Source organism: Mycobacterium sp. (assembly GCF_052145595.1).
Lineage (GTDB): Bacteria > Actinomycetota > Actinomycetes > Mycobacteriales > Mycobacteriaceae > Mycobacterium.
In genome coordinates this window covers 1-26,825 of the sequence record NZ_JBKQOI010000363.1, presented here as the reverse complement: position 1 = coordinate 26,825, position 26,825 = coordinate 1, and the positions used below count along the sequence as shown (strand labels likewise).

General features: G+C 66.3%; 23 protein-coding genes and 3 pseudogenes. 15 read left to right on the top strand and 11 right to left on the bottom strand.

What is annotated here, in order from left to right; translation table 11 throughout:
* A partial coding sequence (locus ACLP4W_RS29760; RefSeq protein ID WP_442391132.1) for an LLM class flavin-dependent oxidoreductase occupies positions 1-292 on the bottom strand: 292 nt, incomplete at its 3' end.
* A 93-nt stretch (positions 293-385) separates the two neighbouring features.
* Between ACLP4W_RS29760 and ACLP4W_RS29755 the strand changes: the two are divergent.
* A pseudogene (locus ACLP4W_RS29755) lies at positions 386-1,732 on the top strand (flavin monoamine oxidase family protein).
* On the opposite strand, the gene ACLP4W_RS29750 reads toward ACLP4W_RS29755, so the two are convergent.
* On the bottom strand, positions 1,727-2,692 hold the full coding sequence (locus tag ACLP4W_RS29750; protein ID WP_442391130.1) for an alpha/beta fold hydrolase: 966 nt from the start codon (positions 2,690-2,692) through the stop codon (positions 1,727-1,729). The pseudogene ACLP4W_RS29755 and the gene ACLP4W_RS29750 overlap by 6 nt on opposite strands.
* 152 nt (positions 2,693-2,844) lie before the next feature.
* On the bottom strand, positions 2,845-3,279 hold the full coding sequence (locus ACLP4W_RS29745) for an SRPBCC family protein (protein WP_442391128.1): 435 nt from the start codon (positions 3,277-3,279) through the stop codon (positions 2,845-2,847).
* Positions 3,280-3,424: 145 nt separating this feature from the next.
* On the opposite strand from ACLP4W_RS29745, the gene ACLP4W_RS29740 reads away from it, so the two are divergent.
* Positions 3,425-3,682, top strand: coding sequence for a DUF7218 family protein (locus tag ACLP4W_RS29740; RefSeq protein WP_442391126.1), 258 nt, complete (start codon positions 3,425-3,427; stop codon positions 3,680-3,682).
* A 7-nt stretch (positions 3,683-3,689) separates the two neighbouring features.
* Here the strand turns inward: ACLP4W_RS29740 and ACLP4W_RS29735 are convergent.
* Positions 3,690-3,926, bottom strand: a pseudogene (locus ACLP4W_RS29735) (hypothetical protein); the annotation flags it as partial.
* Positions 3,927-4,015: 89 nt separating this feature from the next.
* Between ACLP4W_RS29735 and ACLP4W_RS29730 the strand changes: the two are divergent.
* From ACLP4W_RS29730 to ACLP4W_RS29715, 4 genes are read left to right on the top strand one after another with little or no spacing between them, the layout of a single operon-like run.
* The gene (locus ACLP4W_RS29730; protein ID WP_442391124.1) at positions 4,016-4,732 is read left to right on the top strand and encodes a glycosyltransferase; all 717 of its coding nucleotides are present in this window, start codon (positions 4,016-4,018) and stop codon (positions 4,730-4,732) included.
* The gene (locus tag ACLP4W_RS29725; RefSeq protein ID WP_442391122.1) at positions 4,729-5,673 is read left to right on the top strand and encodes an acyl-CoA dehydrogenase family protein; all 945 of its coding nucleotides are present in this window, start codon (positions 4,729-4,731) and stop codon (positions 5,671-5,673) included. Before ACLP4W_RS29730 ends, ACLP4W_RS29725 begins: the two co-directional genes overlap by 4 nt.
* A complete protein-coding gene (locus tag ACLP4W_RS29720; RefSeq protein WP_442391120.1) occupies positions 5,670-6,443 on the top strand; it encodes a PIG-L deacetylase family protein in 774 nt (257 codons plus the stop codon). Before ACLP4W_RS29725 ends, ACLP4W_RS29720 begins: the two co-directional genes overlap by 4 nt.
* Positions 6,440-7,066: an SAM-dependent methyltransferase gene (locus tag ACLP4W_RS29715; RefSeq protein WP_442391118.1), complete on the top strand. Its 627-nt coding sequence runs from the start codon at positions 6,440-6,442 to the stop codon at positions 7,064-7,066. Before ACLP4W_RS29720 ends, ACLP4W_RS29715 begins: the two co-directional genes overlap by 4 nt.
* A gap of 79 nt (positions 7,067-7,145) precedes the next feature.
* On the opposite strand, the gene ACLP4W_RS29710 is transcribed toward ACLP4W_RS29715, so the two are convergent.
* Positions 7,146-7,430, bottom strand: a complete 285-nt coding sequence (locus tag ACLP4W_RS29710; protein ID WP_442391116.1) for a DUF3349 domain-containing protein — start codon at positions 7,428-7,430, stop codon at positions 7,146-7,148.
* Between the two features lie 229 nt (positions 7,431-7,659).
* Positions 7,660-7,752 (bottom strand): annotated as a pseudogene (locus tag ACLP4W_RS29705) (CsbD family protein); the annotation flags it as partial.
* An 82-nt stretch (positions 7,753-7,834) separates the two neighbouring features.
* Between ACLP4W_RS29705 and ACLP4W_RS29700 the strand changes: the two are divergent.
* Positions 7,835-8,233, top strand: a complete 399-nt coding sequence (locus ACLP4W_RS29700) for a heme-binding protein (RefSeq protein ID WP_442391114.1) — start codon at positions 7,835-7,837, stop codon at positions 8,231-8,233.
* Positions 8,234-8,405: 172 nt separating this feature from the next.
* Here the strand turns inward: ACLP4W_RS29700 and ACLP4W_RS29695 are convergent, their stop codons facing one another.
* Positions 8,406-8,966 carry a hemerythrin domain-containing protein gene (locus tag ACLP4W_RS29695; protein WP_442391112.1) on the bottom strand — a complete coding sequence of 187 codons (561 nt, stop codon included), beginning with the start codon at positions 8,964-8,966 and terminating at the stop codon, positions 8,406-8,408.
* Positions 8,967-9,127: 161 nt separating this feature from the next.
* Here ACLP4W_RS29695 and ACLP4W_RS29690 point away from each other — a divergent pair, with 161 nt between their 5' ends.
* Together ACLP4W_RS29690 and ACLP4W_RS29685 are read left to right on the top strand one after the other, a co-directional pair.
* Positions 9,128-10,126: a sensor domain-containing protein gene (locus tag ACLP4W_RS29690; RefSeq protein WP_442391110.1), complete on the top strand. Its 999-nt coding sequence runs from the start codon at positions 9,128-9,130 to the stop codon at positions 10,124-10,126.
* A 31-nt stretch (positions 10,127-10,157) separates the two neighbouring features.
* Complete coding sequence (locus ACLP4W_RS29685) at positions 10,158-11,129, top strand: aldo/keto reductase (RefSeq protein WP_442391108.1); 972 nt, start codon at positions 10,158-10,160, stop codon at positions 11,127-11,129.
* Between the two features lie 21 nt (positions 11,130-11,150).
* Here the strand turns inward: ACLP4W_RS29685 and ACLP4W_RS29680 are convergent, their stop codons facing one another.
* The 3 genes from ACLP4W_RS29680 to ACLP4W_RS29670 form a co-directional block, all read right to left on the bottom strand.
* Complete coding sequence (locus ACLP4W_RS29680; protein WP_442391136.1) at positions 11,151-11,918, bottom strand: SDR family oxidoreductase; 768 nt, start codon at positions 11,916-11,918, stop codon at positions 11,151-11,153.
* A gap of 95 nt (positions 11,919-12,013) precedes the next feature.
* Positions 12,014-14,182 carry a glycogen debranching protein GlgX gene (gene glgX / locus ACLP4W_RS29675; protein ID WP_442391106.1) on the bottom strand — a complete coding sequence of 723 codons (2,169 nt, stop codon included), beginning with the start codon at positions 14,180-14,182 and terminating at the stop codon, positions 12,014-12,016.
* Positions 14,183-14,400: 218 nt separating this feature from the next.
* Positions 14,401-14,778 (bottom strand): MerR family transcriptional regulator, encoded by a 378-nt coding sequence (locus ACLP4W_RS29670; protein WP_442391104.1) that lies wholly within the window; start codon positions 14,776-14,778, stop codon positions 14,401-14,403.
* 288 nt (positions 14,779-15,066) lie between these two features.
* Here ACLP4W_RS29670 and ACLP4W_RS29665 point away from each other — a divergent pair, with 288 nt between their 5' ends.
* Positions 15,067-15,789 (top strand): PAS and ANTAR domain-containing protein, encoded by a 723-nt coding sequence (locus ACLP4W_RS29665; protein ID WP_442391134.1) that lies wholly within the window; start codon positions 15,067-15,069, stop codon positions 15,787-15,789.
* 20 nt (positions 15,790-15,809) lie between these two features.
* Here ACLP4W_RS29665 and ACLP4W_RS29660 read toward each other — a convergent pair whose 3' ends face one another.
* On the bottom strand, positions 15,810-17,219 hold the full coding sequence (locus ACLP4W_RS29660; RefSeq protein WP_442391102.1) for a WS/DGAT/MGAT family O-acyltransferase: 1,410 nt from the start codon (positions 17,217-17,219) through the stop codon (positions 15,810-15,812).
* Between the two features lie 107 nt (positions 17,220-17,326).
* On the opposite strand from ACLP4W_RS29660, the gene ACLP4W_RS29655 reads away from it, so the two are divergent.
* The 5 genes from ACLP4W_RS29655 to ACLP4W_RS29635 all read left to right on the top strand — a co-directional run.
* Positions 17,327-18,994, top strand: a complete 1,668-nt coding sequence (locus tag ACLP4W_RS29655) for an NAD(P)-binding protein (protein ID WP_442391100.1) — start codon at positions 17,327-17,329, stop codon at positions 18,992-18,994.
* Positions 18,991-22,563, top strand: coding sequence for a pyruvate:ferredoxin (flavodoxin) oxidoreductase (gene nifJ / locus ACLP4W_RS29650; protein WP_442391098.1), 3,573 nt, complete (start codon positions 18,991-18,993; stop codon positions 22,561-22,563). The genes ACLP4W_RS29655 and nifJ overlap by 4 nt, the downstream gene beginning before the upstream one ends.
* Positions 22,563-23,573: a dihydroorotate dehydrogenase-like protein gene (locus ACLP4W_RS29645; protein WP_442391097.1), complete on the top strand. Its 1,011-nt coding sequence runs from the start codon at positions 22,563-22,565 to the stop codon at positions 23,571-23,573. Before nifJ ends, ACLP4W_RS29645 begins: the two co-directional genes overlap by 1 nt.
* 27 nt (positions 23,574-23,600) lie before the next feature.
* Positions 23,601-25,997: a phosphoenolpyruvate synthase gene (gene ppsA, locus ACLP4W_RS29640; protein ID WP_442391095.1), complete on the top strand. Its 2,397-nt coding sequence runs from the start codon at positions 23,601-23,603 to the stop codon at positions 25,995-25,997.
* A 57-nt stretch (positions 25,998-26,054) separates the two neighbouring features.
* The coding region (locus ACLP4W_RS29635; RefSeq protein WP_442391093.1) for an HAD family hydrolase at positions 26,055-26,825 on the top strand (771 nt) is incomplete at its 3' end.

Genomic DNA, 26,825 nt, shown 5'->3' with positions numbered 1-26,825 from the left:
ACCGCTTCTCGATCTGCGGGCGGACCTGAGTGCCAAGACCGAGGAAGAATCGCCCGCCGCTCAGCAGCTGGTGATCATTGGCCTGGTGCGCCAGGTGGATCGGATTGCGCGGAAACGCGATCGCCACATTCGTCATCAGGTCCAGATCGCCCACCGTGGCCGCCAGCGTCAGCGGCGCGAACACGTCGTGCTGACCCTCGAAGGTGGCAACACCGCTGGCTCCGGCATCGCGCAGGGCTCGTGCGCGATCCGCGGCATCGGTGAGCCCGTACAACGCGGTGAAGACTTTCAAAGCACTTGCCTAACCGGGCGTGCAACCGCCCTCGAGAGACGGGCAATGGAAATTTATCCTACGAAACCGTCAAAATGCGGTTCACTAGTGGACGTGACAAAGCCGCCGCGGATTGTCGACGTTGTCGTGGTCGGTGCCGGTTTTGCCGGGCTGTCCGCGGCGCGCGAGCTGACGCGACAGGGCCATGACGTGCTGGTCTTCGAGGGCCGTGACCGCGTCGGCGGCCGCTCGTTTACCGGCAGCGTCGCGGGGTTGCCCGCCGATCTGGGCGGCACTTTCGTCGGCCCGACCCAAGACGCCGTTCTCGCGCTGGCCGCCGAGCTTGAGGTCCCGACCACTCCGACCCACCACGACGGAAAGAACGTGATCCACTGGCGCGGCTGGGCGCGTTCCTACCGCGGCACCATCCCCAAGCTTTCGCCCACCGGACTGGTTGATATCGGCCGCCTGCGTTGGCAATTCGAAAGGATTGCCCGCAGCATCCCGATTGCCGCCCCCTGGGAAGCGCGCCGCGCCCGCGAGCTGGACTGCATGTCGCTCGGCGAGTGGTTGCGCTCGGTGCGCGCCACCGCCTCGTCGCGCGACCTGCTGGCAATCATGGCCCGGGTGACCTGGGGGTGCGAACCCGACGACGTGTCGATGCTGCACGCCGCCCGCTACGCACACGCCGCCGGCGGCCTGGACCGGCTGCTCGACGTAGAGAACGGTGCCCAGCAGGACCGTTTCCCGGGTGGCACCCAGCAGATCGCCGAGGCGGCGGCCGCCGAACTGGGCGCGCGCGTCGTGCTCAACGCACCGGTCCGCCGCATCGACCGGCATGGTGCGGGAGTGACGGTCACGACCGACGTTGGCTCGGCCGACGCGGGGTTCGTCATCGTCGCGATCCCGCCGGCCCATCGCGCGTCGATCGACTTCGCTCCCCCGCTGCCCGCCGCGTACGGGCAACTCGCCAGGCATTGGCCGCAGGGCAGGCTCAGCAAGGCCTACGCGGCCTAAGAGACGCCGTTCTGGAGGGCCGCCGGGTTCTCCGGCCAGTCGCTGTCCGACAAAGGCCCGGTGTTCATCACCTTCGACGTCAGCCCGCACGCCGATGGTCCAGGCGTCCTGATGGGTTTCGTCGATGCCCGTGCGTTCGACTCGCTTCCCACCGAGCAGCGCCGCCGCGACACGCTGCAATGCTTCGCCAGGTTGTTCGGCGATGAGGCGCTCAAACCCCTCGACTACGTCGATCATCGATGGGGCACAGAAGATTTCGCCCCGGGCGGTCCGACCGCGGCGGTACCACCGGGATCGTGGACACGATTCGGGCCGTGGTTACGCGAGCCGGTCGGGCCGATTCACTGGGCCGGCACCGAGACCGCAGACGAATGGACCGGATATCTCGACGGCGCAGTCAGGTCCGGCCAGCGGGCGGCCGCCGACGTCGCCGCGTTGCTATGAGCTGATCCGGCGGACCCGCACGCCGCGGGCCACCGATTCGGCGAGCGTTCGCAGGTGGCGACTCACCTCACGGGGCTGTTCCAGCATCGAGCAGTGGCCGCCGGGCAGCTCGACCAGGCCGAAGACGTTGGGCGCGGTGCGGGCGATCCTGCGGGACTGGCCGATCGGCGTCAGCCGATCGCGTTCACTGCCGATCACCAAGGTCGGCACGGTCAAACCGGCCAAGTCGAGGTACCGCGAGCCCAAGGCATCGACGAGCATCTTCGCGCAGCCCCCGCGCCCCGCGGGCGATGTCCGTGCGAACAGTTCGTAGACGATTCGCGCCGCGCTCGGGTCGGCGTCCTTTCCGACCGCCAGCATCGCGACCAAATAGCGGCCCGGGATCCGCGCGGCACTCGGAAGCGGGAACCCGCCGAACGCGGTTATCAGGACGCGCGCGGCCATGACGCGCGCGGCCGACAATTCGCGCGGCACCGACAGCAGTTTCACCTTGCGCACCAAATCCCCGGTGGTGGTGTTGATCAGCGCGACGGCGTCAGCGCGCCGGTGAACCTTGTGGGGGTAGTGCGCCGACCAGGCAGCGATGGTGATGCCGCCCATCGAGTGCCCGGCCAGCACCGCGCGCTCGTGCGGCGCCAGGGTCGCCTCGAGCACCGAATCCAGTTCGGAGGCAAGGTGTTTGAGGCTGTAGCCGCCACGTCGCGGAATGCCGCTTCGCCCGTGGCCGCGATGGTCGAACGCGATCACCCGGTAGTCGGCGGCGAGGTCGGCGATCTGGTGCGCCCACGCCCGGATCGCGCAGGTGATGCCGTGCGTCAGCACAATCGGATAGCCGTCGGGTGGCCCGAAAACCTCCGCGTGTAAAGCAATGCCGTCGGTCGCGTGAACGGTTAGGGTGCGGCTTGGCGGGAATGCGTCGGGCAGCCGCTCGATCACGCGGGTCGATCGCCGAGCACCCACCGCCGCCCCCCTTCGAACACGGCCACACTGCCGCACCCTGCTTGCCGCGACTGTAACCCGCATCCAGAGAGGAACAGCCGCGAATCGGCCAAATACACACGCGAATTTCAGGACGATCGTCCAATAAATTGGGCGCGAACCGCGCACCGCACCTACCTCTCCAGCGCCTCCGCGCAGGCATCAAAGAGCGCAAGAAAGCTCGAGCGCAGCAGCGGATAGCTGATTGCCTGTAACAGCTTGCCTCCGGCCCAAGCCGGATGGGTGTAGTTGCTCAGCCAGTCCACATGCGTCCCGTCGCCCGACGCGGTGAATGTCAGCGTGCCGCCCTCGTGATCGAACGGCGGGAATGATCGGACAATCAGATAGGAGTAGCTGCGCGGCCGATCATAGGCCGTGATCTCTTCGCGGAACCACGTGCCGACCGCGGTCACCTCACGCACCGCACCCGCGCCGGGGCCCGAAAAATCCTTGGCATAACGGGCCTTGCGAACCAGCGGAGCGGCCGCCAGGTTCACCGGGTCAGCCAGCCAGTCGAAGACCTGTTCCGCGGGTGCGGCGATGGTTCGCTCCACGTGAATTTCGACCATGCGATGTCCCCCTTGGCGATAACGGCATCGTCCACGCACATGCTAGACACCACCCGCCGCGCAGCGATTACCGGTTGGTGAGTTTCCACCAGCGTCAAGCGGGGCATTCTGCCAAGAGCGTTCCGTCGAAAGGAGGGTGACGACAATGCCGAATCCGTCGATCAAGAACGAGAAGCTGTACGAGGACCTGCGCAAGCAGGGCGACTCCAAGGAAAAGGCGGCGCGGATCTCCAATGCGGTTGCCGTGCGGGGTAAGTCGTCGGTCGGCCGCAAGGGCGGCAAGTCCGGGTCTTACCAGGACTGGACGGTGCCGCAACTGAAGAAGCGCGCCAAAGAGCTTGGTATGTCAGGATATTCGGGCCTGACCAAAGACAAACTGGTCGCCAAACTGCGTAACCACTAATAGCGTCGGTGAGCCCCAGCCGGTCAGCCAGCGCCAGGAACGAGACCGCGCAATCATTGTCGGCGGTCTCAGACCTGACGCGGTTCCAGTCCAGCCGTTCGCGGACCGCCTGCACGGCCGGAAGTAGCTGCGCGAAGTCGCAATGATGCTCGCCGAGGAAGCGCAGCTTCTGGATGAGCACCTTGGTGGGCGGCAGCACCGGCATCGTGATTGCCAGCACATCGTGCTGGTCGGCGCAGTCTAGGTGGGCAACCTGGCCGACATTGTGCGGCATCGTTTGTCGTCTGTTTAACTATGGCAAGATGGGGTAAGTCTTCAGTTATGTCGGCCCGCGTGCTCCGAGCTTACGATGGCGCTGCCGTCGTGATCCCCGCCCACAACGAAGGGGCCAAGCTCCCGGGCTGCCTGCGCACGGTGCTGACCGCGGCCCTGTGCGCGCCGATCCCGGTCGCGATAGTGGTGGTCCTGGATGCCACCGACGACGACAGCACAAAGTTAGCTGGACAGTATGGGCCCGACGTGCACTTCGTCCGTGTCGACGCGCACAACGTCGGCGCCGCGCGGGCGGTCGGCCTCGGTTACGCGCGCTCGGTGTTCGGGGACGACGACGAGTGCTGGTACGCCACCACCGATGCCGACAGCCGGGTAGACCCCGGCTGGCTGGTGCATCAGCTGGGGCTTGGCGCGGACATGGTTTTGGGCGTCGTACGGGTGACCGACTGGCACCACCATTCCGGGGTCGTCGCTGACCGCTATTTGCAGGCCTACCGAGAAGCGGGCCCGCCAGAGCGCGGCGGATATCACGAACACGTTCACGGGGCCAATATGGGTTTCAGCGCCCGGGCTTACTGGCGGGTTGGCGGTTTTCGCGCGCTGTCCTCCGGCGAGGATGTCGACCTGGTGGAGCGGTTCGAAGCCGCCGGCTACAGCATTCACCGGGACACCGAACTGTCGGTCATCACGTCGGCGCGAACCGAGGCCCGGGCCCCACACGGATTCGCCCATTACCTCAGGGAACTGGGCAGATCGGCGCCGGGTGGTTGCGCGTGACGGCGGGAGTGGTAACGCACTGGCTGGAGTCGGGACGACTGGAGCTGCCACTACCCGCGTCGGGACGTACCGCCGAACGCTGGCAACGTCTGGCACTGCTGGCCGAGGACGACATCGTCGCGGCCCGGATCGCCGAGGCCCATGTTGACGCCGTCGCAATACTCCACGAGCTGGGCGGCAAGCCCCCCGAGCCCGGTCAACTGTGGGGCGTGTGGGCAGCCGAGTCGCCCGACGCGGTGGTGACCGCCACCAACGTCGACGGTGGCGCGGTCATTCTCGACGGCACCAAGGTGTGGTGCTCCGGGGCCGGGTTTTGCACCCATGCGCTGGTGACCGCGCGGCTCGCCGACGGGAGACGGGGCCTGTTCGCGGTGACGATCACCGACCCGGCCGTCAAAGCGCTGCCCACCACGTGGTGGAACGTCGGGATGGCGGGAAGCGACACCCGGACGGTGCAGTTCACCAACGCCCCCGCCGTCGCCGTGGGTGACCCCGGTGACTACCTCAACCGGCCCGGGTTCTGGCACGGCGCGATCGGCGTGGCCGCTTGCTGGCTCGGCGGTGCGCGTAGGGTTGCCGAGCCGCTATACCGTTGCGCCGGAAGCAAATCAGCCGACGCGTATTCACTGGCGCACCTGGGTGCCGTGGACGCCGCGCTCGCCGCCGGCGACGCGATCCTGGGCGCAGCCGCGATCCAGATCGATTCCGATCCGTTCGACCGGACCGAGACCGCTCAGCTGCTGGCCCGTCGTGCCCGCGCGGTCGTGGAAAACGCGGCCGATGAGGCCATCACGCGCACCGGCCGAGCGCTGGGGCCGGGCCCGCTGTGTCAGGACGGTCGGCACGCCCAGCGGGTGGCCGACTTGACCATCTACATACGACAAAGCCATGCCGAGCGGGATCTGGCCGAGCTCGGAAAGCTAACCGGGCGGCTGCGTTGAGGACCGCGCCGGCAGGTAATTGCGCCAAGTTTGCGGCCAAGCCGCTGACCCGCGGCGGCACCCCCGTGCCGGTATGGCTGGCCGCACTCGACGGGCATCCGCTGCCGCCGCTGGATTTGAGCGGGTGTCCCGGCCTGGTCGTCGTCACGCCCCACCCCGACGACGAGACCCTCGGACTGGGCGCGACGACCGCACAACTGGTCGCGTCGGGCGTCGATGTGCAGGTGGTGTCGGTCAGTGACGGCGGCGCCGCCCAACCCGGTGCGACGCTATGGGACCGGGCTCGTTTGGAGACCATACGAAAGTACGAATTGCGCAGAGCAACAAGTATTTTAGGGGTTCCTCCACCGGTGTCGCTGAGTCTGCCCGACGGTGAGCTGGCCGACCACGAGGATAGGCTCACTGAGTTGCTCGTGGAGACCCTCGAGGGCGCTGCGCCCGGAACCTGGTGTGCCGCCACCTGGCGCGGCGACGGGCACCCGGATCACGAAGCCGTCGGACGCGCGGCGGCGGCCGCCTGCGCGCACACCGGCGCCGCGCTGCTGGAATATCCGGTTTGGATGTGGCATTGGGCCAGCCCGGGCGACCCCGCGGTGCCTTGGGACCGCGCGCACCGCGTGCGCGTGTCCGGCTGGGCGCTTGATCGCAAACGCCATGCTGCGCAGTGTTTTCGCAGTCAGCTCGAGCCGAGCGCCGCCGAATCGGCACCAGTGTTGCCGGCGTTCGTACTGCAGCGACTGCTCGCGGTGGGAGAGGTGGTATTCCGTTGACCACGCGGCTACCCGACGCCTACTTCGACCGGATGTACGCCGGTACCGACGATCCGTGGCAGTTGTCGACGCGGTGGTACGAGCAGCGCAAGTACGCCATCACTCTGGCACTGCTCCCCGACCGCCGGTATCGGCATGCCTTCGAGCCGGGCTGTTCGATCGGAATGCTGACCGCGCAGCTGGCACAGCGCTGCGACCACGTTACTGCGGCGGATGTGGCCGATGCGGCGGTGCGAAGCGCGGATGCGCGGCTGCGCGAGGCCCGCTGCCGGGACCGGGTGACGCTCGCCCGATGGTCCCTGGATTCGGCGTGGCCGCCCGGCCCCTTCGACCTGCTGGTGCTCAGCGAGGTCGCCTACTATCTGGACGCCGATATGCTGGCCACAATACTGCGCCGCGAATGCCCGCGGCTGCAGCCAGGCGCGAAAGTCGTTGCCGCACACTGGCGCCACGCCGTGGCCGACTATCCCCTCACCGGCGATGCGGTCCACGCCGTCATCGCGCGAACGCCCGGGCTGACATCGCTGGGCAGTTACCGGGACCGCGACGTCGCCATCGAGGTGTTCGACACCGGTGACGGCCGCTCTGTGGCGGCTCGCGAAGAGGTGCCAGGAGCCCGCTAGCTGCGACTGCCATCGAAAGTGGTGACTGCACAACCGGATCACCGGCCGCTGGTGGTCGACCTGGAACGCGCGTGAGCGCTCAGCGGGCCGATCCCATTACATCGAGTCGATGCTGGACGCGCTCGATGTCGTCCAGTGAGGGCAGCTCGTGAGTGATCCGGGTGATCTCCACCCCGACGTCGGCGCTATCGATCGACCGACTGTCAGGTCCACTGAGTGTGCCCGCGATCACCGCGACCTCGTCGTCAGACACTCGTCGCGGCAAGAGCGCCAGCAGCGGCACGTAGCCGGTCGCGGGCGCGCCGCTCGGGTAACCGGCACGCAGAAACGCTATGACGCACGACACCCGGTCCCGCAAACTCATGCTCCACCCCGCTTAACCCGCCACCCACCGGGCGGTTCTTATCAGGTATATCCGCGAATGGCGGGATGAAACGACGAGCAGGCGGTTATTTACGAATTCTTGGCACACCACCGTCGTGGCGATCAGCCAAGAGCGCTGCCGCACGCTCGTACCACATTGTCAGCAAAGGCCTTTGCCGCACGCGCGAAGGGGGCCCGGCCCCGTGACAGGACCGGCCCCCCTTAGTTACTTACTGGTTTGCCTTCTGGCGCTCTTCGGCGGCTTTTGCGCCGGCCCGCGCCGCGTCAGCTTCCGCTTCCTTCTTGCCGGCGTCACGCTGCTGTTTCACTTCGGCTACTTTGGTTTGGGGGAATCGGGAGCCTCGAAGAACAAATTCGGAACAATTTTTAAGGACGACCCTGATTATGAAAATCAGCAGTATTGTCGCGCGTCGGCGAGCGGCCGGCATCGGCGTCGGGTGTCTGCTCGGGGGAATGGTCGTGGGTACCGTCGGTGCGCCGGCGGCAGGCGCAGCACCCGACTGCAGTCCCGGCGGCGTGAACTCGACCGTTTCGTCGGTGGAAGGCTCGGCCCAGCAGTACCTGGCCGCGCATCCGGATGCCAACCAAGTTGTCACGGCCGCCTATGGCCAGCCGCGTCCGGAGGCCGAGTCGAATCTGCGCAACTACTTCACGGCCCATCCCCAGCAGTACCAGGACCTGCGCGGCATTCTGGCGCCGATCGGCGACACCGAACGGCAGTGCAATGTCACGGCTCTGCCGCCGAATCTGGAGTCGGCCTACCAGCAGTTCATGGCCGGTTGATTCTGCCGGACACGACCCACCACAACGTTGTGGCGGGTCGTGCTGCGTTTGGTGTTAGAACGTGTGAACGGCTTACTCATCGGGCGCCTTAGTTGCGGTCATGGTTTCTTTCGGGCGACCGGCGCGGTTGGGGTGCCCCCGCCCCGCAAACGAGGGCACCCCATGGGCGTTGCTAGCCCTTGCCGACAATGGCGTCGCGGGCTCGATCGAGCATCGCCGCGAACGGGCCTGCGACGAGGTTGGCCACCTGGGATTCGACGCCGGCATGCGGCCGAGTGGGCGCGACCGCTTCGGCGAGCTTGGCGGCGCGGCCCATCCTTTCGAGCTCGTCGCCGCTCAATTCCTCGCCCATCTTGGCGAACTCGTCCTGCTCCTCATGCTCGGCGTGATCGACAACCGCATCGCGGAGTTCTGTCAACTGGCGGGTGAACTCCTCGCTGTCGACGTCGAGCTTCTCCAACTTCTGCAGGACCGTCTTTGCCTCGTGCTCTTCGTGCAGTCGCTTGTCGACCACCGCGGCGCCGTTGGAGATCTTCCGCTTGACCCGCGGGTGAACGATCTCCTCTTCGGCCGTTTCGTGGACTGCAAGCAGTCGTCGGAGTTCGACGAAAGCCCTCTCTCGTGCCTTTCCGGACGCCGAGAGCGTTTCGGCGAACAAAGACTTGACCTGCTTGTGTTGACTGACAAGAAAGTCGACCACGTCGGTGGGCGACTTGATGGCGTTCTGAGCCATGTTGTCCTTTCCATCTGCTCCTGGGTTCGGCGCGCGGGCTGTTGCGCGCTGTGTAGCGGCTACCCGACGAACCGGGGCACCAAACGGTGCGCGCGGCCACGCCGGGCCATGGCATCGGCGAGTACATTTCGGGCAGGGTCCCAGGCTAAGGAGGCACTGGCGTGACCAACCCTCAGGATCCCTATTGGCAAAACCCGTTGAGCTACGATCCGCTGGGCCGGGTCCCATACCCCGATCCGCCGGTGGAACCGCCGGTCTATACACCTCCACCGGCGCCGCCGTACCGCCCGCCAGCCAACACATGCGCGACGCTGTCGCTGGTGTTCGCGTTCGTGTTCGCGCCCGCGGGCGCGATCCTGGGACACCTTGGGCTGGCGCAAATCCGCCGCACCGGTGAGCTCGGCCGGGACCGCGCACTGGCGGGCCTGGCGCTGTCGTACGCGTTCATCACCCTCACGGTCGTCGCTCTGGTCGCATGGGCCACGCTGGCCGCGTTCACTTCCACTTCCCGCCGGACCGCGGCACCCGCTATCACCACCGCCGCGCCCCCGCTGCCCACGGTCGCGCCGGACACCGTGGGCGCGCTGTTACCCGGCCTCGACGCCCTGAAAAACATCACAGCGGATCAAAATTTCGAGGCGGGCCCGACACGGGACCACCCCAGCAGGCCCGACGAAGAAGAAACCATTGACCGTCCGGACTGCTGGGGAAGCATCGCCCCCGGGGTCCCGGACGCCTACACCGTCGACGCCATCGCCGGGTATCGCGCGGAGAAGTTTTCCGACGCGCGCAGCTTCCTCAAGTCGATCGAAATCATGCAAGCCGTCCTGGCATTTCGCGATCCAGCCACGGCCCAATCACAACTGGCGGCGCTGCTATCCGGGTGGCGCGAGTGCGGCGGCTCAACCGTGGGAGTGGCTATCCAAGGAGTGGGACCGATCCCCTATTCGCTGAGCGCCCCCGGGGATGGCGGCAACGGCATCAGCACGATGGACCTCGCACCCAAGGGCCTCCAGGTGCGTTCGGTCCGCGCGGTCGCGGCCAAAGCCAACGTCGTCGTCGACCTGTGTGTCACCTACGGCGGCACGACCGACAGCGACCGCCCCCGGCAATCCGCCGTCAGCATCGCCAACTACATACTCGACAAGATCCCCGGCTGAGGCGATCGGCCAACTCGGTAGGGTGGGCGTCATGAAGTATCTGGATGTCGACGGAGTCGGGCGGGTCAGCCGAATCGGCCTGGGCACCTGGCAGTTCGGGTCACGCGAGTGGGGTTACGGCGACAGCTATGCCTCCGGTGCCGCGCGTGACATCGTGCACCGCGCCCGGGCCCTTGGAGTGACGCTGTTCGATACCGCCGAGGTGTACGGGCTGGGCAAAAGCGAGCGGATCCTCGGCGAGGCACTCGGCGACGAACGCGCCGAGGTTGCGGTGGCCAGCAAGATCATGCCGGTCGCGCCGTTTCCCCTTGTGATCAAGCAGCGCGAGGCCGCCAGTGCGCGGCGGCTGGGCCTGGATCGCATCCCCCTCTACCAGATCCACCAGCCCAATCCGCTGGTTCCGGACTCGGTGATCATGCCGGGAATGCGCGACCTACTCGACAGCGGAAAGATCGGGGCGGCCGGCGTATCGAACTACTCGCTGGCGCGATGGCGAAAGGCCGATGCCGCCCTCGGGCGGCCCGTCATCAGCAACCAGGTGCATTTTTCACTCGCCCACGCCGGAGCGCTGGAGGATTTGGTGCCCTTCGCCGAGCGCGAGAACCGCATCGTGATCGCCTACAGCCCGCTGGCGCAAGGGCTGCTGGGCGGCAAGTACGGCCTGGACAATCGTCCCGGCGGCGTCCGCGCGGTGAACCCGCTGTTCGGCACGGAGAACCTGCGCCGTGTCGAGCCGCTGCTGCAGACGTTGCGCGACGTCGCGACGGAGGTCGACGCCAAGCCCGCTCAGGTGGCGCTGGCCTGGCTGATCAGCCTGCCGGGCGTCGTCGCCATCCCCGGCGCGTCCAGCGTCGAGCAACTCGAGTTCAACGTCGCCGCCGCCGACATCGAGCTTCCGTCCGAGTCACGTGACGCGCTCACCGAAGCGGCGCGGGCATTCCGTCCCACCTCGAACCGGCGCTTCCTCACCGACCTGGTCAGCGAGAGGCTGGGCCGGCACTGATTCGGCGCGGCGCCGCCGCCGTTACGACTGAGCAGACTCCGCAAATGCCGCAGGGCTGGCGGGCGCGCCTCGGGCAACCACGAGCGGCATCGACGTCGCCGCATCGGTGCGCAGGACCGTGTGCACGACTTCGATGAGGTCCTCGACGGGCATCAACTTGCCGGGCATGCAGCCGCGCGAAGCCCACAGCGGGACGGCCTTCATCGCCAACTCCATATCCCAGCCGACGTTCATTCCGGTCTGCCCGTCCCCCTCGCCGCCGGCGCACTCCCCGACGATGAGGCAGGTGAAGCCGACGTCCGGGTGTTCGGCGCGCCACGCTTCAACGAGCCTCTCGAGCGCCGCCTTGCTGACCCCGTACGCTCCGAGGCCCGGCCAGGGCGGCCCGAAGGTGCCCGCGTCGGATGAGAGGTAGACCGCCTTGCCCGCGGAAGCCGTCAGGTGTGGCACCGCAGCCGCCGTCACCAGCGCCGCGCCGATGACGTTGGTGTCGAAGATGCGCCGCCACGTTTCGGCGTCGGTATCGACCATGCGGACCAGTGGCCCCACGGCCGGCGTGTAGACCAGGTTGTCGATCCCGCCAAGCGCGTCGGCAGCGGCGCTGATCGCCGATCGGCACGATGCCTCGTCAGTGACATCGCATTCGACGGCGATCGCGCCCGGGCCGGCGTCCTTGGCCGCGGCCTCGATACGCTGAAGACGCCGGGCGAGAAGCGCGACCTGATCGCCACGCTGCGCGAGGCCGACACCTATGCAGCGCCCAAGCCCGCTTGAGGCGCCAACCACCACTGTCCTTGACATATCCGCCCTCTCCTGTAACGAGCCCGCTGCAGGCACAGCGTATCGGCCAGGGGTCGGCCACGTAACGTTCGGGCGGATTTGTGTCAACCCGTAGTGGTTTCTTTTGTGGCTTGCAGCACCACGGCGGTGTGGGCGTCCACGGTGAAGTCGGCCGCCGCGGGCAGATCCTCCGGAGGTGTCGTCCCCTCGGGCCCGGTATACACCATCACGCGCCAAGCGGTGCCGAATTCCTTTGGTGGAAGGGTGAATTCGATCGGCTCGTGATGAGCGTTGAAGCACAGCACGAACGAGTCATCGAGCACTCGCTGACCCCGCGCATCGCGGTCGGGAATGCCGTGGCCGTTGAGGAACACCGCGACCGATTTCGCGAAACTGGCGCCCCAGTCCTCATCGGTCATCTCGGCGCCCTCGGGGGTGAACCAGGCGATATCGGGAAGTCCGTCCTGGCCACGGCGGCCGACCGGCTTGCCGGAAAAGAACCGGCGCCTGCGGAACACCGAGTGGTTGGCGCGCACTGCCGACACCACGCGGGTGAACTCCAGCAGGGCGGCATCGGCATTAGCCCACTCGATCCAGGTCAGCTCGTTGTCCTGGCAATAACCGTTGTTGTTGCCATCCTGCGTGCGACCGAGCTCGTCGCCGTGGCAGATCATCGGCACACCCTGAGACAGCAGCAACGTGGTGAGGAAGTTGCGCTGCTGGCGGGCGCGCAGCTCATTAACGCCAGGGTCTTGCGCGTCGTCGGTGGGTCCCTCGGCGCCGCAGTTCCATGACCGGTTGTGGCTCTCGCCGTCGTTGTTGTCCTCACCGTTGGCGTCGTTGTGCTTTTCGTTGTAGGACACCAGGTCGCGCAGCGTGAACCCATCGTGGGCGGTGACAAAGTTGATCGAGGCCACCGGCCTGCGCGCGGTGTGCTCGTAGAGATCGGCCGATCCGGACAACCGGTAGGCGAACTCATCGAGGGTGGCGGGCTCACCGCGCCAGAAGTCCCGGACGGTGTCGCGGTACTTTCCGTTCCACTCCGTCCACTGCGGCGGGAAATTGCCCACCTGGTAGCCGCCGGGCCCGACGTCCCACGGTTCGGCGATCAGCTTGACCTGACTGACCGTCGGATCCTGTTGCACGAGTTCGAAAAACGTGGCCAGCCGGTCCACGTCGTAGAACTCGCGGGCCAGCGTCGCGGCCAGGTCGAACCGGAAGCCGTCCACGTGCATCTCGGTCACCCAGTAGCGCAGCGAGTCCATGATCAGCTGCAGTGCATGCGGATGCCCGACGTTGAGGCTGTTGCCCGTGCCGGTGTAGTCCATGTAATAACGCTTGTCGTCGTCGACCAGCTGGTAGTACGCGGCGTTGTCGATGCCGCGCATCGACAGCGTCGGGCCCATGTGGTTGCCCTCCGCCGTATGGTTGTAGACGACATCGAGGATGACTTCGATGTCAGCCTCGTGCAGGGCGCGCACCATCGCCTTGAACTCTTGCACCTGCCCCCCTGCCGAAGCGGCGCTGGAGTATTTCGGGTCGGGCGCAAAAAACGCAATCGTGTTGTAGCCCCAGTAATTCGAGAGACCCTTCTCGATCAGGGTGGAGTCGTTGGCGAAGTGGTGCACCGGCATCAGTTCGATCGCGGTGATGCCGATGCTCTTGAGGTGCTCGATGATCACCGGATGCGCAACGCCGGCGTAGGTGCCACGAAGCTGTTCGGGAATGTCCGGATGGGTCTGCGTCAGACCCTTCACGTGCGCCTCGTAGATGACCGTGTCGGCATACTGCTGGTCCGGCGGGCGGTCGTTGCCCCAGTCGAAATACGGGTTGATCACCACCGACTTGGGCATGCTGGCCGCGGAGTCGTCGTCGTTGCGGCTCTCGGGGTCGCCGAAGTTGTAGCCGAACAGCGACTGGTTCCACTCGAATGTGCCGTCGATGGCCTTCGAATACGGGTCCAGCAGCAGCTTGTTCGGATTGCACCGCGACCCGGCCTCGGGCTGGTACGGGCCGTGAACGCGGTAGCCGTAGCGCTGGCCTGGTTCGATGTTCGGCACGTAGGCGTGCCAGACGAAGCCGTCGACCTCGGGCAGGGTGATCCGGCTCTCGCTGTCGTCAGCGTCGAACAGGCACAACTCGACGCGCTCGGCCACCTCGCTGAACACCGCGAAGTTGGTGCCCGCACCGTCATACGTCGCGCCCAACGGGTAGGCCCTGCCCGGCCACACTTCACCGGTGGGCGTGGGAGCAAGGGCTTCTGCGGTGGTCATGGCGCATTTGATACCCGACCAACACGGCGGTCAAACCGCGATCCATCGCGTGGCGACCGACGTCCGGTTGGCGGCGACACGGCAACGTGTCCACGCACAAAACGACACAACACGAATTGTACTGGCATGCGATTGCCGATATCGGCAAAAGCATTCGCAGGCGACGGCTTTCATGGTGCTCTGCCGCCCGCCGTGTGGTCGCCGGTGCCTGACACGGGTCAGCTTGCGCCCTCATCCCCCCGGTCATTCTTGGATTTCGTAGTCTTCGCCGCGTTCCGCAACGTGCGGTTGGTGGACCGCAGATCGGTATTGGCCGCCGACAGTTCGGCGTTGTCGTCTTCCAGGTTGAGGATGCGTGCGATGCCGGTCAGGTTGATTCCGGCGTCAACCAGTGCGCTGATGCGCTGTAGCCGGGCCAAGTCGTCGGCGCTGTAGCGCCGGGTTCCGCCGTCGCTTCGAGTCGGGGTCAGCAGTCCGTACCGTTCGTAGAGGCGCAGCGACTGCACCGGGATGCCAGAGAGTTCGGCGGCCACAGAGATTCCGTACACCCCCCGATCGGGCGCTGGCGCACCGGCGTCGCCCGCGTTGTCGGTCATCGACATCTCCCTTGACTGATGAGCACAGAAAACCTGTTTATCATACTTGCGTCGAACTGTCGACAGTGCTATATGAAACCTATGTCTTTGAACATAGACAATAGCCATTGCACCGCAGAGGAGTGGAGTGAGAGATGACTGCCGTGCTGATGCGTACCGACCCGTCCCGTGAGCTGAACCGCTTCGCCCGGCAAGTACCGGGCACGGCCGCCCGCTCGCACTAGGGGCGTCGCGCCCGGTGAACTGACCCGAAGAAAGACAAGGTCCACGATGAAGACAAGGTCCACGATGAATTGGTATCTCGACGGCCAAGCGGCCGAAGTCGAACAGGCCTTGGCCGGCGGCGCACCGCAACGGGTGGGCTGGTTCCGGTTCTACTTCGCCGACCAACGTTGGGAGTGGTCGGAAGACGTGCAGCGGATGCACGGGTACGAACCCGGCAGCGTTACCCCGGACACCGACCTGGTGCTCGCACACAAGCACCCTGACGACCGTGGGCAGGTTGCCGCCACCATCGATCAAATTCTGAACACCCACAAGGCGTTCAGCACCCGGCACCGGATCATCGACACCCGCGGAAACGTGCGCTACATGATCGTCGTCGGCGATCAGCTCTTCGACGACCACGGCGAGGTGATCGGAACCCACGGGTTTTACATCGACGTCTCGCCGCCGCCTGAACAGGCGCAGGAGGACCTGGTCACGGCAAAGCTGGCCCAGATCAGCGAAAACCGCGCCGGCATCGAGCAAACCAAGGGCATGCTGATGCTGATCTACGGCATCGACGAGAACGCCGCGTTCAACCTGCTCAAATGGTTGTCCCAGGAAGCCAACGTCAAGCTACGGCTGCTGGCCGAACAGATCTCCGAAGACTTCCGCAACGGCGGCCCGGCAGTCAACTCGCAGTCGGAGTTCGACCACCTACTACTCACCGCGCATCGGCGCATCCGCCGCTTCGACGGCCGACCGCTGCACAACAGGCACGAGGGCGCCGTCGAGGGAACGCATTGATTGACGGCTCTGCACGGTTTTCAGGAACTCGCGGCCTTGGCCCGGGTCCCTTGCTTGCCTCGCCGGGCGCGGCTGGCCTTGACCAGCTGCGCGACGCCGTTCTCGATTCCCGCGGCGAGCGCCTCGATGTCGGGAGAGTTGTCGTAGTCGGCGGTGATGCCGAAGATGAACTTGTCGGCGTAGCTGATCATCGCGATGCCGGTGCGCAGGTGCAGGGCGATGGGAGGGATCGGCAAGATTTCCAGCACCTGCCGACCGAGCAGTCTTTGCTGACTTCGTGGACCGGGAACGTTCGTCGCCAAGGCGACCACCGCCCGTTGGGGCAGGCGCGTCAGCAAGCGAATCGCCCACGCCGAGAACGCGAATGGGACGCCTTTCGCCGCCGACACCAGCGCGCTGCCCCCTTCGCGTTGACCGCTGGCCTTGGCACGGATGAGCCGATTGTGCACCAGCTGCAGCTGTTGTACCGGGTCGGCCTCGTCGACCGGCAATAACGGAAGCATCGCCGAGACCTCGTTGTCGGTCATGTGGAAGTGATTCGTCGCGCGAACCGAAACCGGAACCAGCGTGCGGAGCGAGTTGCGGGAGGGCTGTTCGCCACGGTCAAGCAAAACCTTGCGGTAACTGTCGGTGATCGCCGCCAGCGCGACGTCGTTGAGCGTCACGCCGAAAGCCTGACTGACCTGCTGCAGGTCACGCAGCCGGACCCGGGCCGCACTGAAGCGTCGCATCGTCGTGACCGGTCCGCTCAGCGATGATTCCGGTCCCGGGCTGAACAGACTGGCGGTCAGCTCGGCCGCACCCACCGCCGCATATTCGGCTCTCGCCGCCGCGGCCAGCGCGCTTCGCCCGATCCCGCTAAGCCAGCTCAACGGGTTCAGGCCCATCTTGGGCGGTCCCGGCTCAGGCCGGGCCGGCTCTTTGGCAGCGCGAATGTCCCTGGCGAAGGTGTCGCCGCCGCCGTCGTTGTCACTGAACTTCGCGAACATCTGTGCCGTCGCGATGCCGTCGGCGATGCAGTGGTGAACCTTGGTCAACACCGCCCACCGGTCGTCGCTGAGACCCTCGATGAGGTACGACTCCCATAACGGGCGTTCGCGGTCGAGTCGCCGCTCCATCACGGTCGCGATCGCCTGGAACAGTTCGGCGTCATCGCCGGGGTGCGGCAGCGCGATGCGGTGCAAGTGCCGCGAGACGTCAAAGTGTTTGTCATCGACCCACTCGGGCGGGCCGAGGTCGAGCGGATGGGTCCGCAAAACCTGGCCGCAGCGCGGAATCGTCTGCACCCTTCCGGTAAAGGCGGAGACGAACTCGTCGTAGCTTGGAGCCGGTCCCTCCACGATCGACACACCGCCGACCGCCAGACTCACGTGCGGATCGGAGTCTTCAACTTCGAGGAAAGTGGCATCGAGCGCGGTCAAATGCTCCATCCCGCTAATGTCCACCCCTTCGCGCCCCGCAGTGAGGGTCGGAAGTCCCCATGTTCGGGGCCAAACGAAAGCTGTAACTTCGCGGAACCAGTCATATTGTGAGCAACATGGCCGAGCGGTTTCGCGACGAGGACAAGTTCGCGGTTGCGCCCCGCGGCGACGTGGCGGCCCTGCCCGACTTACTGCACGGACAGCCACGCGCGGGCCCGGTCCGCGACCGCCGCCCGGTTTACGTCGACCTGATGCCGCCGTGCAACGCCGGATGTCCGGCCGGGGAGAACATCCAGGCCTGGCTTGCCCATGCCCGTGCCGGACGCCATGAGCAGGCTTGGCGTCAGCTCATCGCCGACAATCCCTTCGCCGCCATCCATGGCCGGGTCTGCTATCACCCTTGCGAATCGGTATGCAACAGAGCACATCTCGATGCAGCCGTTTCGATCCATGCGGTGGAGCGGCTCCTAGGTGACACCGCCCGCGACCAAGGGTGGCGGTTCGAGCCCGCACCGCAGCCGACAGGCAAGCGCGTTCTCGTGGTCGGCGCCGGGCCCAGCGGCCTATCGGCCGCCTATCACCTGACCCGACTGGGCCACCGCGTCGAGGTCCGCGACGCCGGCGCGGAACCAGGCGGAATGATGCGCTACGGCATCCCGAACTACCGGCTGCCCCGCGACGTGCTGGACGCTGAGATTGAACGGATTGCCGCGCTCGGCGTGCAGTTGACATGCGGGCACCGGGTCGACGACCTCGCCGCTGAACGTGACGCCGGACGCTTTGACGCGGTGTTCGTCGCGGTCGGCGCCCATCTCGCCAAACGCGTCGACATCCCCTCCGCCGACGCCGGGTCGCTGCTGGACGCGGTGGCGTTCCTGCGCGGCGTCGCCTCCGGCGAACGACCCAACCTCGGCCGCCGCGTCGCCGTCTACGGGGGCGGCGACACCGCGGTGGACGCCGCCCGTGTCGCTCGCCGCCTGGGCGCCGAGGACACCGTCATCATCTACCGCCGCACGGCAGCCCAAATGCCCGCACACGTTCATGAGGTCGACGAGGCCGAGCGCGAGGGTGTTCGGATCAACTGGTTGCGCACGATCACCGCCTTCGAAGGCCCGGAGCTGCAGGTGGAGCTGATGCGGCTCGACGAATCCGGACGCCCGTTGCCGACCGGACAATTCGAGACGCTGGCCGCCGACACCGTGATCATGGCGTTGGGACAAGAGACCGAATCGGCGTTCATGCGGAGCCTGCCCGGAGTGGAGTTCGACGACGACGGTTCGGTGCGGGTGTCGTCATCGCTGATGACCGGCTGTCCCGGTGTGTTCGCCGGCGGTGACATGGTGCCCTGCGAACGCACCGTGACGGTCGGCGTCGGACACGGCAAAAAGGCGGCCCACTATATCGACGCGTGGCTGCGCGGCGGCTCCGGCGAGCGACCGCCGAAGCATCCGGTCGCAGATTTCGACGGGCTACACCTGTGGTATTTCGGTAATGCGTCTCGGCGGGCCGAGCCCGAACTTCCTCCCGGACAACGAGTCACCGGATTCGACGAGGTCGTCGGCGGCTTATCAGCCGAGGCCGCGACATTCGAGGCCGGCCGGTGCTTGTCGTGCGGTAACTGCTTCGAGTGCGACGGCTGTCTGGGCGCCTGCCCGGAGGACGCGGTGATCAAGCTCGGACCCGGTCACCGCTACCGCTTCGACTACGACAAATGCACAGGTTGCGCAACCTGCTACGAGCAGTGTCCGGTGCACGCCATCGAGATGATCCCGGAGTCGCGATGACGCGCACCACGGTAGACGGCAACGAGGCAGTTGCATCGGTGGCTTACCGGCTCAACGAAGTGTGCTGCATCTACCCCATCACCCCGTCCTCGCCCATGGCCGAGCTGGCCGATGACTGGTCGAGCCGGCATCGGGCCAACGTGTGGGGCACGGTGCCGACGGTGGTGGAGATGCAAAGCGAGGGTGGGGCGGCAGGCGCCCTGCACGGCGCCCTGCAGGGCGGGGCGTTGGCGACGACATTCACCTCGTCACAGGGCCTGCTGTTGATGATCCCGAACATGTACAAGATCGCCGGCGAGTTGACCGCGGCGGTGATCCAAGTCGCGGCGCGATCACTTGCTGCGCAGGGGCTTTCGATATTCGGTGACCACCAGGATGTAATGGCGGTGCGCCAGACCGGCTTTGCGCTGCTGTCGTCGGCCTCGGTGCAGGAGGCCCACGACCTGGCCCTGGTCGCCCAAGCGGCCACGCTGCGCACCCGGGTGCCGTTTGTGCATTTCTTCGACGGCTTTCGCACCTCTCACGAGCTCAACACCATCGAGTTGCTCACCGACGACGACTTGCGAGCCCTGGTCCCTGAGGAGTTGATCCTGGCCCACCGCGACCGTGCACTGTCGCCGGATCGGCCGTTCATCCGCGGCACCGCGCAGAATCCCGACACCTACTTTCAGGCCCGCGAGACCGTCAACCCGTTCTACGCGCGGGTGCCCGGGGTGGTCGAGGAACTGATGAACGAGCTTGGCCAGCGCACCGGACGCCCGATGCACATCGTCGACTACACGGGACACCCCCAGGCCGACCGGGTCTTGGTGCTGATGGGATCCGGCGGCGAGACTGCGGCCGAAACCGTGGCGGCCCTGACCGCACGTGGCGAGCGGGTCGGTGTGGTGCAGATGCGGCTGTATCGGCCATTTCCGGCGCGGGCGCTACTTGCCGCGCTACCCCCAACCGTCCGCGCAATCGGCGTGCTGGACCGCACCAAAGAGCCCGGGTCGCTCGGCGAGCCGCTGTATCTCGACGTCGTTGCCGCGCTGGCCGAGGCGTACCACAGCGGCGAACGGTCGCAGCTGCCGGTGGTGTGCGGTGGACGCTACGGGCTGTCCTCGAAAGAATTCACCCCCGCCATGGTCGCCGGTGTGTTCGCCGAACTGGCCGGCGAGCGGCCGCGAGCTCGCTTCACCGTCGGCATCGACGACGACGTCAGCGGCACCAGCATCAGCTACGACACGGCGTTCGACATCGAGTCCGCCGACACGGTGCGCGCGGTGTTCTTCGGTATCGGCTCGGACGGCACAGTCGGCGCCAACAAGAACACCATCAAGATCCTCGGCGGCGAGCCGGACCTGTACGCGCAAGGCTACTTCGTCTACGACTCCAAAAAGTCGGGCTCGCAGACCGTTTCGCATTTGCGGTTCGGGCCTGATCGGATCCGCGCACCCTACCTGGTGCAGCGCGCCGACTTCGTCGGCTGCCACCACGAACGGTTCCTGCAGCAGGTCGACGTGCTGGGCCGTGCCGCCCAGGACGCCGCGCTGTTGCTCAACAGCAGACGTCCGCCCGATGGCGTGTGGGACAGCCTGCCGCGCAGCGTGCAACGGCAGATCATCGACAAGCGCATCAGGCTGTATGTCATCGACGCGAGCGCGATAGCCCGCGAGGTCGGGCTGGCCGGTCGGATCAACATCGTGCTGCAGACATGCTTTTTCGCCATCTCCGGTGTACTGCCCCAAGACCAGGCGCTTGCCCGGATCAAGGAAAGCGTGACCAAGACCTATGCCGGGCAGGGCGCTGAAGTGGTGGCCCGCGAAGTCGACGCTGTCGAGCGTGCCCTGCAACGACTGCACCGGGTCGACGTCCCCGACCGGATCACCTCTACCTACGAGCCCGAGCCTCTTATTCCCGCCGGCGCACCGGATTTCGTGCGGACAGTGACCGCGGAGATGATCGCCGGCCGCGGGGACGCGCTGCCGGTCAGCGCGCTGCCGGTGGATGGCACCTATCCCAGCGGCACCGCGGCCTACGAAAAACGCAACATCTCCGACCTCGTCGCGGTGTGGGATCCGGACACGTGCATTCAGTGCGGAAACTGCGCATTCGTCTGCCCGCACAGCGTCATTCGCACCACGTTCTACGAGCAAGAGCGACTCACTGATGCGCCGGCGGCGTTCCCCTCGGCACCCCTCGACGCGGTCGGCCTGCCCGACACGCGTTACACGCTTCAGGTCTATGTCGAGGACTGCACCGGATGCAATTTGTGCGTGGAAGCCTGCCCGGCTGTTGTCCCCGGCACGCCCATCACCAAGGCGATCAACCTGGCGCCGCGGGAACCGCTCATCGACGCCGGACGCGAGAACATCGCCTTCTTCGAAACGCTGCCGGTGGCGAACCGCTCGATGGTCGACTTCGGGACCGTGCGCGGTGCGCAGTTCCTGCAGCCGCTGTTTGAATTCCCCGGCGCGTGCGCGGGTTGCGGGGAAACCCCCTACCTGAAACTGCTCTCGCAGCTATTCGGCGACCGGTTGATGATCGCCAATGCCACCGGCTGCTCGTCGATCTACGGCGGCAACTTGCCGACCACGCCCTGGACGACCAATGCCGAGGGGCGCGGCCCCGCCTGGTCCAATTCGCTGTTCGAAGACAACGCGGAGTTCGGCCTCGGCCTTCGGCTTGCCGCTGACGCTCACCTCTGCCAAGTCCGTCAGCGGCTGACCGAACTGCGCGACGTACTGGGCGCCGATCTCGTCGAGGCCATCCTGACCGCCCCGCAACAGCGAGAATCAGAGCTGCACGCCCAGCGCCAGAGGGTAGCCGAACTGGTCAGCCGGCTCGATAGGCTTCCGCCGGCAGTCGGCGACGCGTTGCGCAGCGTCATCGATCACCTGATTCGCCGCAGCGTGTGGATCGTCGGCGGAGACGGCTGGGCCTACGACATCGGCGCCGGTGGACTCGATCATGTGCTCGCCAGCGGGCGCAACGTCAACGTGCTGGTGCTCGACACCGAGGTGTATTCCAACACCGGCGGGCAGATGTCAAAGAGCACACCGTTGGGTGCGGTGGCCAAGTTCGCCGCCGGGGGCAAGACGGTGCCGCGAAAAGATTTGGCGCTACAGGCGATTTCGTACGGCAACGTCTACGTCGCGCAAGTCGCCATGGGCGCCGATCCGCAACAGACGCTGCTGGCCTTCCGGGAGGCCGAAGCCTACGACGGGCCGTCGATCGTGATCGCCTACAGCCATTGCATCGCACACGGCTTCGAGATGCGTTATGGCCTTGACCAGCAATACCGTGCAACGGCCAGCGGCCACTGGCCGTTGATGCGATACGACCCGGTGCTGCGCGCCACGGGCGAGCCACCATTCTTGCTGGATTCCCACCGCCCCCGCCTTCCGCTCGCCGACTATCGCTACCGCGAGTTGCGCTACCGGAGCCTGGTCAACTCTGATCCGGACGAGGCCGAGCGGCTTCTCGCGCTGGCGCAGGAGTCGATCGACCAGCGCTGGAAGGTCTACGAAGACATGGCTTCTCGCGCTTCGCAGCACTTTCCGTCCGACACTCGGAGGGAGGGCTGATGGACCTGTCTACCCGCTACCTCGGACTGAACCTGCGCAACCCGCTGCTGGCCTCGGCGTCCCCGCTCAGCCGCACGGTCGATGGCGTGCGCCGCCTTGCCGACGCCGGTGTCGGCGCTGTGGTGATCCACTCGCTGTTCGAGGAACAACTGCGCCGCGAAGCCGAATACAACGAGCGAATGGCCGCCCAGGGCAGTGAAAGCTACGCCGAGTCGCTTACCTACTTCCCTGCCACCGTCGACGACGGTCAGGGCCCTGCGCAGTATCTCCGTCTTGTCGAACGCGCGGCGACTGCGGTCGACATTCCCGTAATCGGCAGCCTCAACGCGTCCACGCCCGGGAGCTGGGCGCGGTACGCCCGCTCCATCCAGGACGCCGGCGCGGCGGCGATCGAGGTGAACATCTACTACCTTCCCGGCGACATCGGCGTCGACGGCGCAGGGGTGGAGCAGCGCCATCTCGACGTGCTGGCAGCGGTCAAAAGCGCGGCGACCGTGCCGGTTGCGGTCAAGCTCAGCCCATATTTCAGCGCGACCGCCGACATGGCGCACCGACTGGACGCCGCAGGTGCGGACGGACTGGTGCTGTTCAACCGGTTTCTGCAGCCTGACATCGACCCGGAAAATCTCACCACCGTGCGCGCCGTCACGCTGTCAACATCGGCGGAGACTCGATTGCCGCTGACTTGGATCGCATTGCTGCGCGGGCGGGTACGCGCCTCGCTGGCCGCTAGCACCGGGGTCGAGCACGCTGCCGACGTGGCCAAGTATCTGCTCGCCGGGGCAGATGTTGTGCAGTCCGCCTCGGCCCTGCTGCGCCACGGTCCCGAGTATGCGGGTGCGCTGCTGCAGGGATTGCAGGATTGGATGAGCCGCAAGGGATTTCAGGCCCTCGATGAGGTGCGCGGGCTGCTGGCGGCGCCCGACGCCGAGGGCTGGGCGGCGCGAGAGCGGGCGGACTACGTCTGGGCGGTCCGCGAAGCCAACAGTGGTGCCTACCGCACCTACTGACGCAGCAAGTACACGGAGGATCAGGTCATGAACAGGTTAAACTACATTCGCTTCTTCGAAGAGATAGGCATCGACGACGTGCCGCTGGTCGGCGGCAAGAACGCCTCGCTCGGCGAGATGTTCCAGAAGCTGTCCGGGCAGGGCGTCCGCGTCCCGCACGGATTCGCCACCACAGCAGAGGCTTACCGATATATGTTGGACAGGGCCGGTGCCTGGGACGCGCTGCACGCCGAGCTCGACGATCTCGACCCAGACGACGTCACCGCGTTGGCGCGCAAAGGCAAGCGCGCCCGTGAGATCGTCTACGGCGCGGGGCTTCCCGATGACTTGGCCGCCGAGATCTCGGCTGCCTACCGCATGCTTCAGGAAGAGTATGGCGAAGAGGTCAGCCTCGCCGTGCGCAGCTCGGCGACCGCCGAAGACCTACCGACGGCGAGCTTCGCCGGCCAGCAGGAAACCTATCTCAACATCAAGGGTCGCGAGAGCCTGCTCGACGCGTGCCGCCGTTGTTTCGCCAGCCTGTTCACCGACCGGGCCATCCACTACCGCATCGACCAGGGCTTCGACCATTTCAAGGTCTCGCTGTCGATCGGCGTGATGAAGATGGTGCGCTCCGACCTCGCCTCGTCGGGCGTGATGTTCTCCATCGACACCGAGTCGGGCTTCAACGACGTCGTGTTCGTGACGGGCGCCTACGGCCTCGGCGAGAACGTGGTGCAAGGCGCCGTCGACCCCGACGAGTTCTATGTTCACAAGCCGACTTACCAGGCCGGCCACCGCGCCGTGCTGCGCCGCCTGCTCGGCGACAAGGCGGTGAAGATGGTGTTCGTCGAGGGCGAGACGAAGCACACGGTCCGCAACATCCCCACGCCGAAGGCCGACCGCGCCCGCTTCTGCCTCACCGATGAGGACGTCGTCGAGCTGGCGGGCTACGCGTGCACCATCGAGCGGCACTACGGGCGGCCGATGGACATGGAGTGGGCCAAAGACGGCCTCGACGGAAAGCTCTACATCGTCCAGGCCCGCCCCGAAACGGTGGCCTCCCAACGCAACCCGAGCGTCGTCGAGACCTACGTGCTCGAGGGCAAAGGCGAGGTACTCACCGAGGGCCGGTCGGTCGGCGAGAAGGTCGCCTCGGGCGTCGCGAAGCGAATGGACAACCTCGAACACCTCGCGGACTTCCGGGCCGGCGACGTACTGGTCGCCGACACCACCACGCCGGACTGGGAGCCGATCATGAAGATGGCCGCCGCAATCGTCACCAACCGCGGCGGACGCACCTGCCACGCGTCGATCATCGCGCGCGAACTCGGCATCCCCGCCGTCGTCGGCGCGGGCGATGCGACTACGCGCGTGCCCAATGGTGCGGTCGTCACGGTGTCCTGCGTCGAGGGCGATACAGGGCGTGTGTACGCCGGCGAAGTCGGCTTCCACGTGGATCGCACGGAGGTGGCCGGCCTGGCGCGGCCGCGGACCCAGATCATGGTCAACCTCGGCAATCCCGATCTGGCCTTCAAGACATCGTTCTTGCCGAATGACGGTGTGGGACTGGCCCGGATGGAATTCATCGTCAGCGAATACATCAGGGTTCACCCGCTGGCCCTGCTGCACCCCGAAAAGGTCGACGACCCCGAGGCTCGCCGCACGATCGATCGGCTCACCTACGGCTACCCCGACGGCGGCGCCTTCTTCGTGGAGCGCCTCTCCGAGGGAATCGGCACGATCGCGGCCGCCTTCTGGCCGAAGCCCGTGGTGGTGCGGATGTCGGACTTCAAGACGAACGAATACGCCAGCCTGATCGGCGGACGTGGCTTCGAGCCAACCGAGAGCAACCCGATGATCGGCTTCCGCGGTGCCTCGCGCTACGCGCATCCGGCTTACGCCGAGGGATTCGCGCTGGAGTGCCGCGCGATGAAACGGGTCCGCGAGGAGATGGGCCTGACAAACGTCGTCATCATGCTGCCGTTCGTGCGCCGGGTCACCGAGGCGGACCTGGTGCTGAAGACCATGGCCGAGCTCGGCCTGCAGCGCGGCCAGAACGGGCTTGAGGTCTACGCAATGTGCGAGATTCCGAACAACGTGATCCTCCTCGATCAGTTCGCCAAACGCTTCGACGGCTTCTCCATCGGCTCCAACGACCTGACTCAGCTCACCCTCGGTGTCGACCGCGACAGCGAGATCGTGGCCTTCGACTACGACGAACGCGACGAGGGCGTCAAGGAGATGATCCGCCTGGCCGTGGAAGGCTGCCGCCGCAACGGGATCCACTCGGGGCTGTGTGGACAAGCGCCTTCGGATTACCCGGACATGGCCGAGTTCTTGGTGCGCCTCGGCATCGACTCGATAAGCCTGAACCCCGATGTCGTGGTGAAGACCACGCGCCAAATCCTCGAACTCGAGCAGCAGGTCGTGCCGGTGCAATGAACGCGATGTATTCCATTACGGCGCTGCGGCGCATCGATGCGGATAAGGAACTGTGACGTGGATCCCCCAGTTGTCATCGATCCGCGTTACCACGACGCGGTGATCTTCGACCTTTATGGTGTGCTCACCGACGCCGCCTCCGTCCAACGCGCGGCGTGGGCGTCGCTGTTCAACGAGTACTTGGTGCGGCGGCCTGCGCACGAAGACGAGGATCACTCTGCCTTCACCGACGACGACTATTGGCAGCTGGTCAACGGTAAGCCGCGCCCTGACGGGGTCGCCGACTTCCTGGCGTCGCAGGGGATTTCGCTACCCCGCGGCGTACCGTCGGACGCCGGCGAAGACACGATGTGCGGGCTGGCCAATCGCCAGCAGCAGCTATACGCGGATCTGTTGGACCGGGAGGTGCCGCTTTTCGGGGCCATGGTCGCCCTGGCGCGAAAGTTGCGGGACATCGATGTCGCCACTGCCGCCAACTCGTCGAGCCCCGGCTGCCCACAAGTGTCGGAGGTTGCCGGGGTTGACGGCCTGCTCGATGTTTACATCGACGGGACCGCCGCCGACGGGCTCAGCATCGCCGGGAACCCACTCCTCGTTGTCCGTCTGGACGCCGCGCACGTTCTGGACGCCGCCCGCAGAATCGGTGTGAATCCCCAACGCACGGTCATCGTCGGGGACACCGAAGCAGGGCTCTCCGTGGTTCGCGACGGCGGATTCGCCTTCGTCATCGGTGTCGACAGAACCGGATGCGCCGACAGACTATTCCAGCGCGGCGCCGACGTCGTGGTCGCCGACCTCGCCGATATCGCTGTGCGCACAGGTGATAAG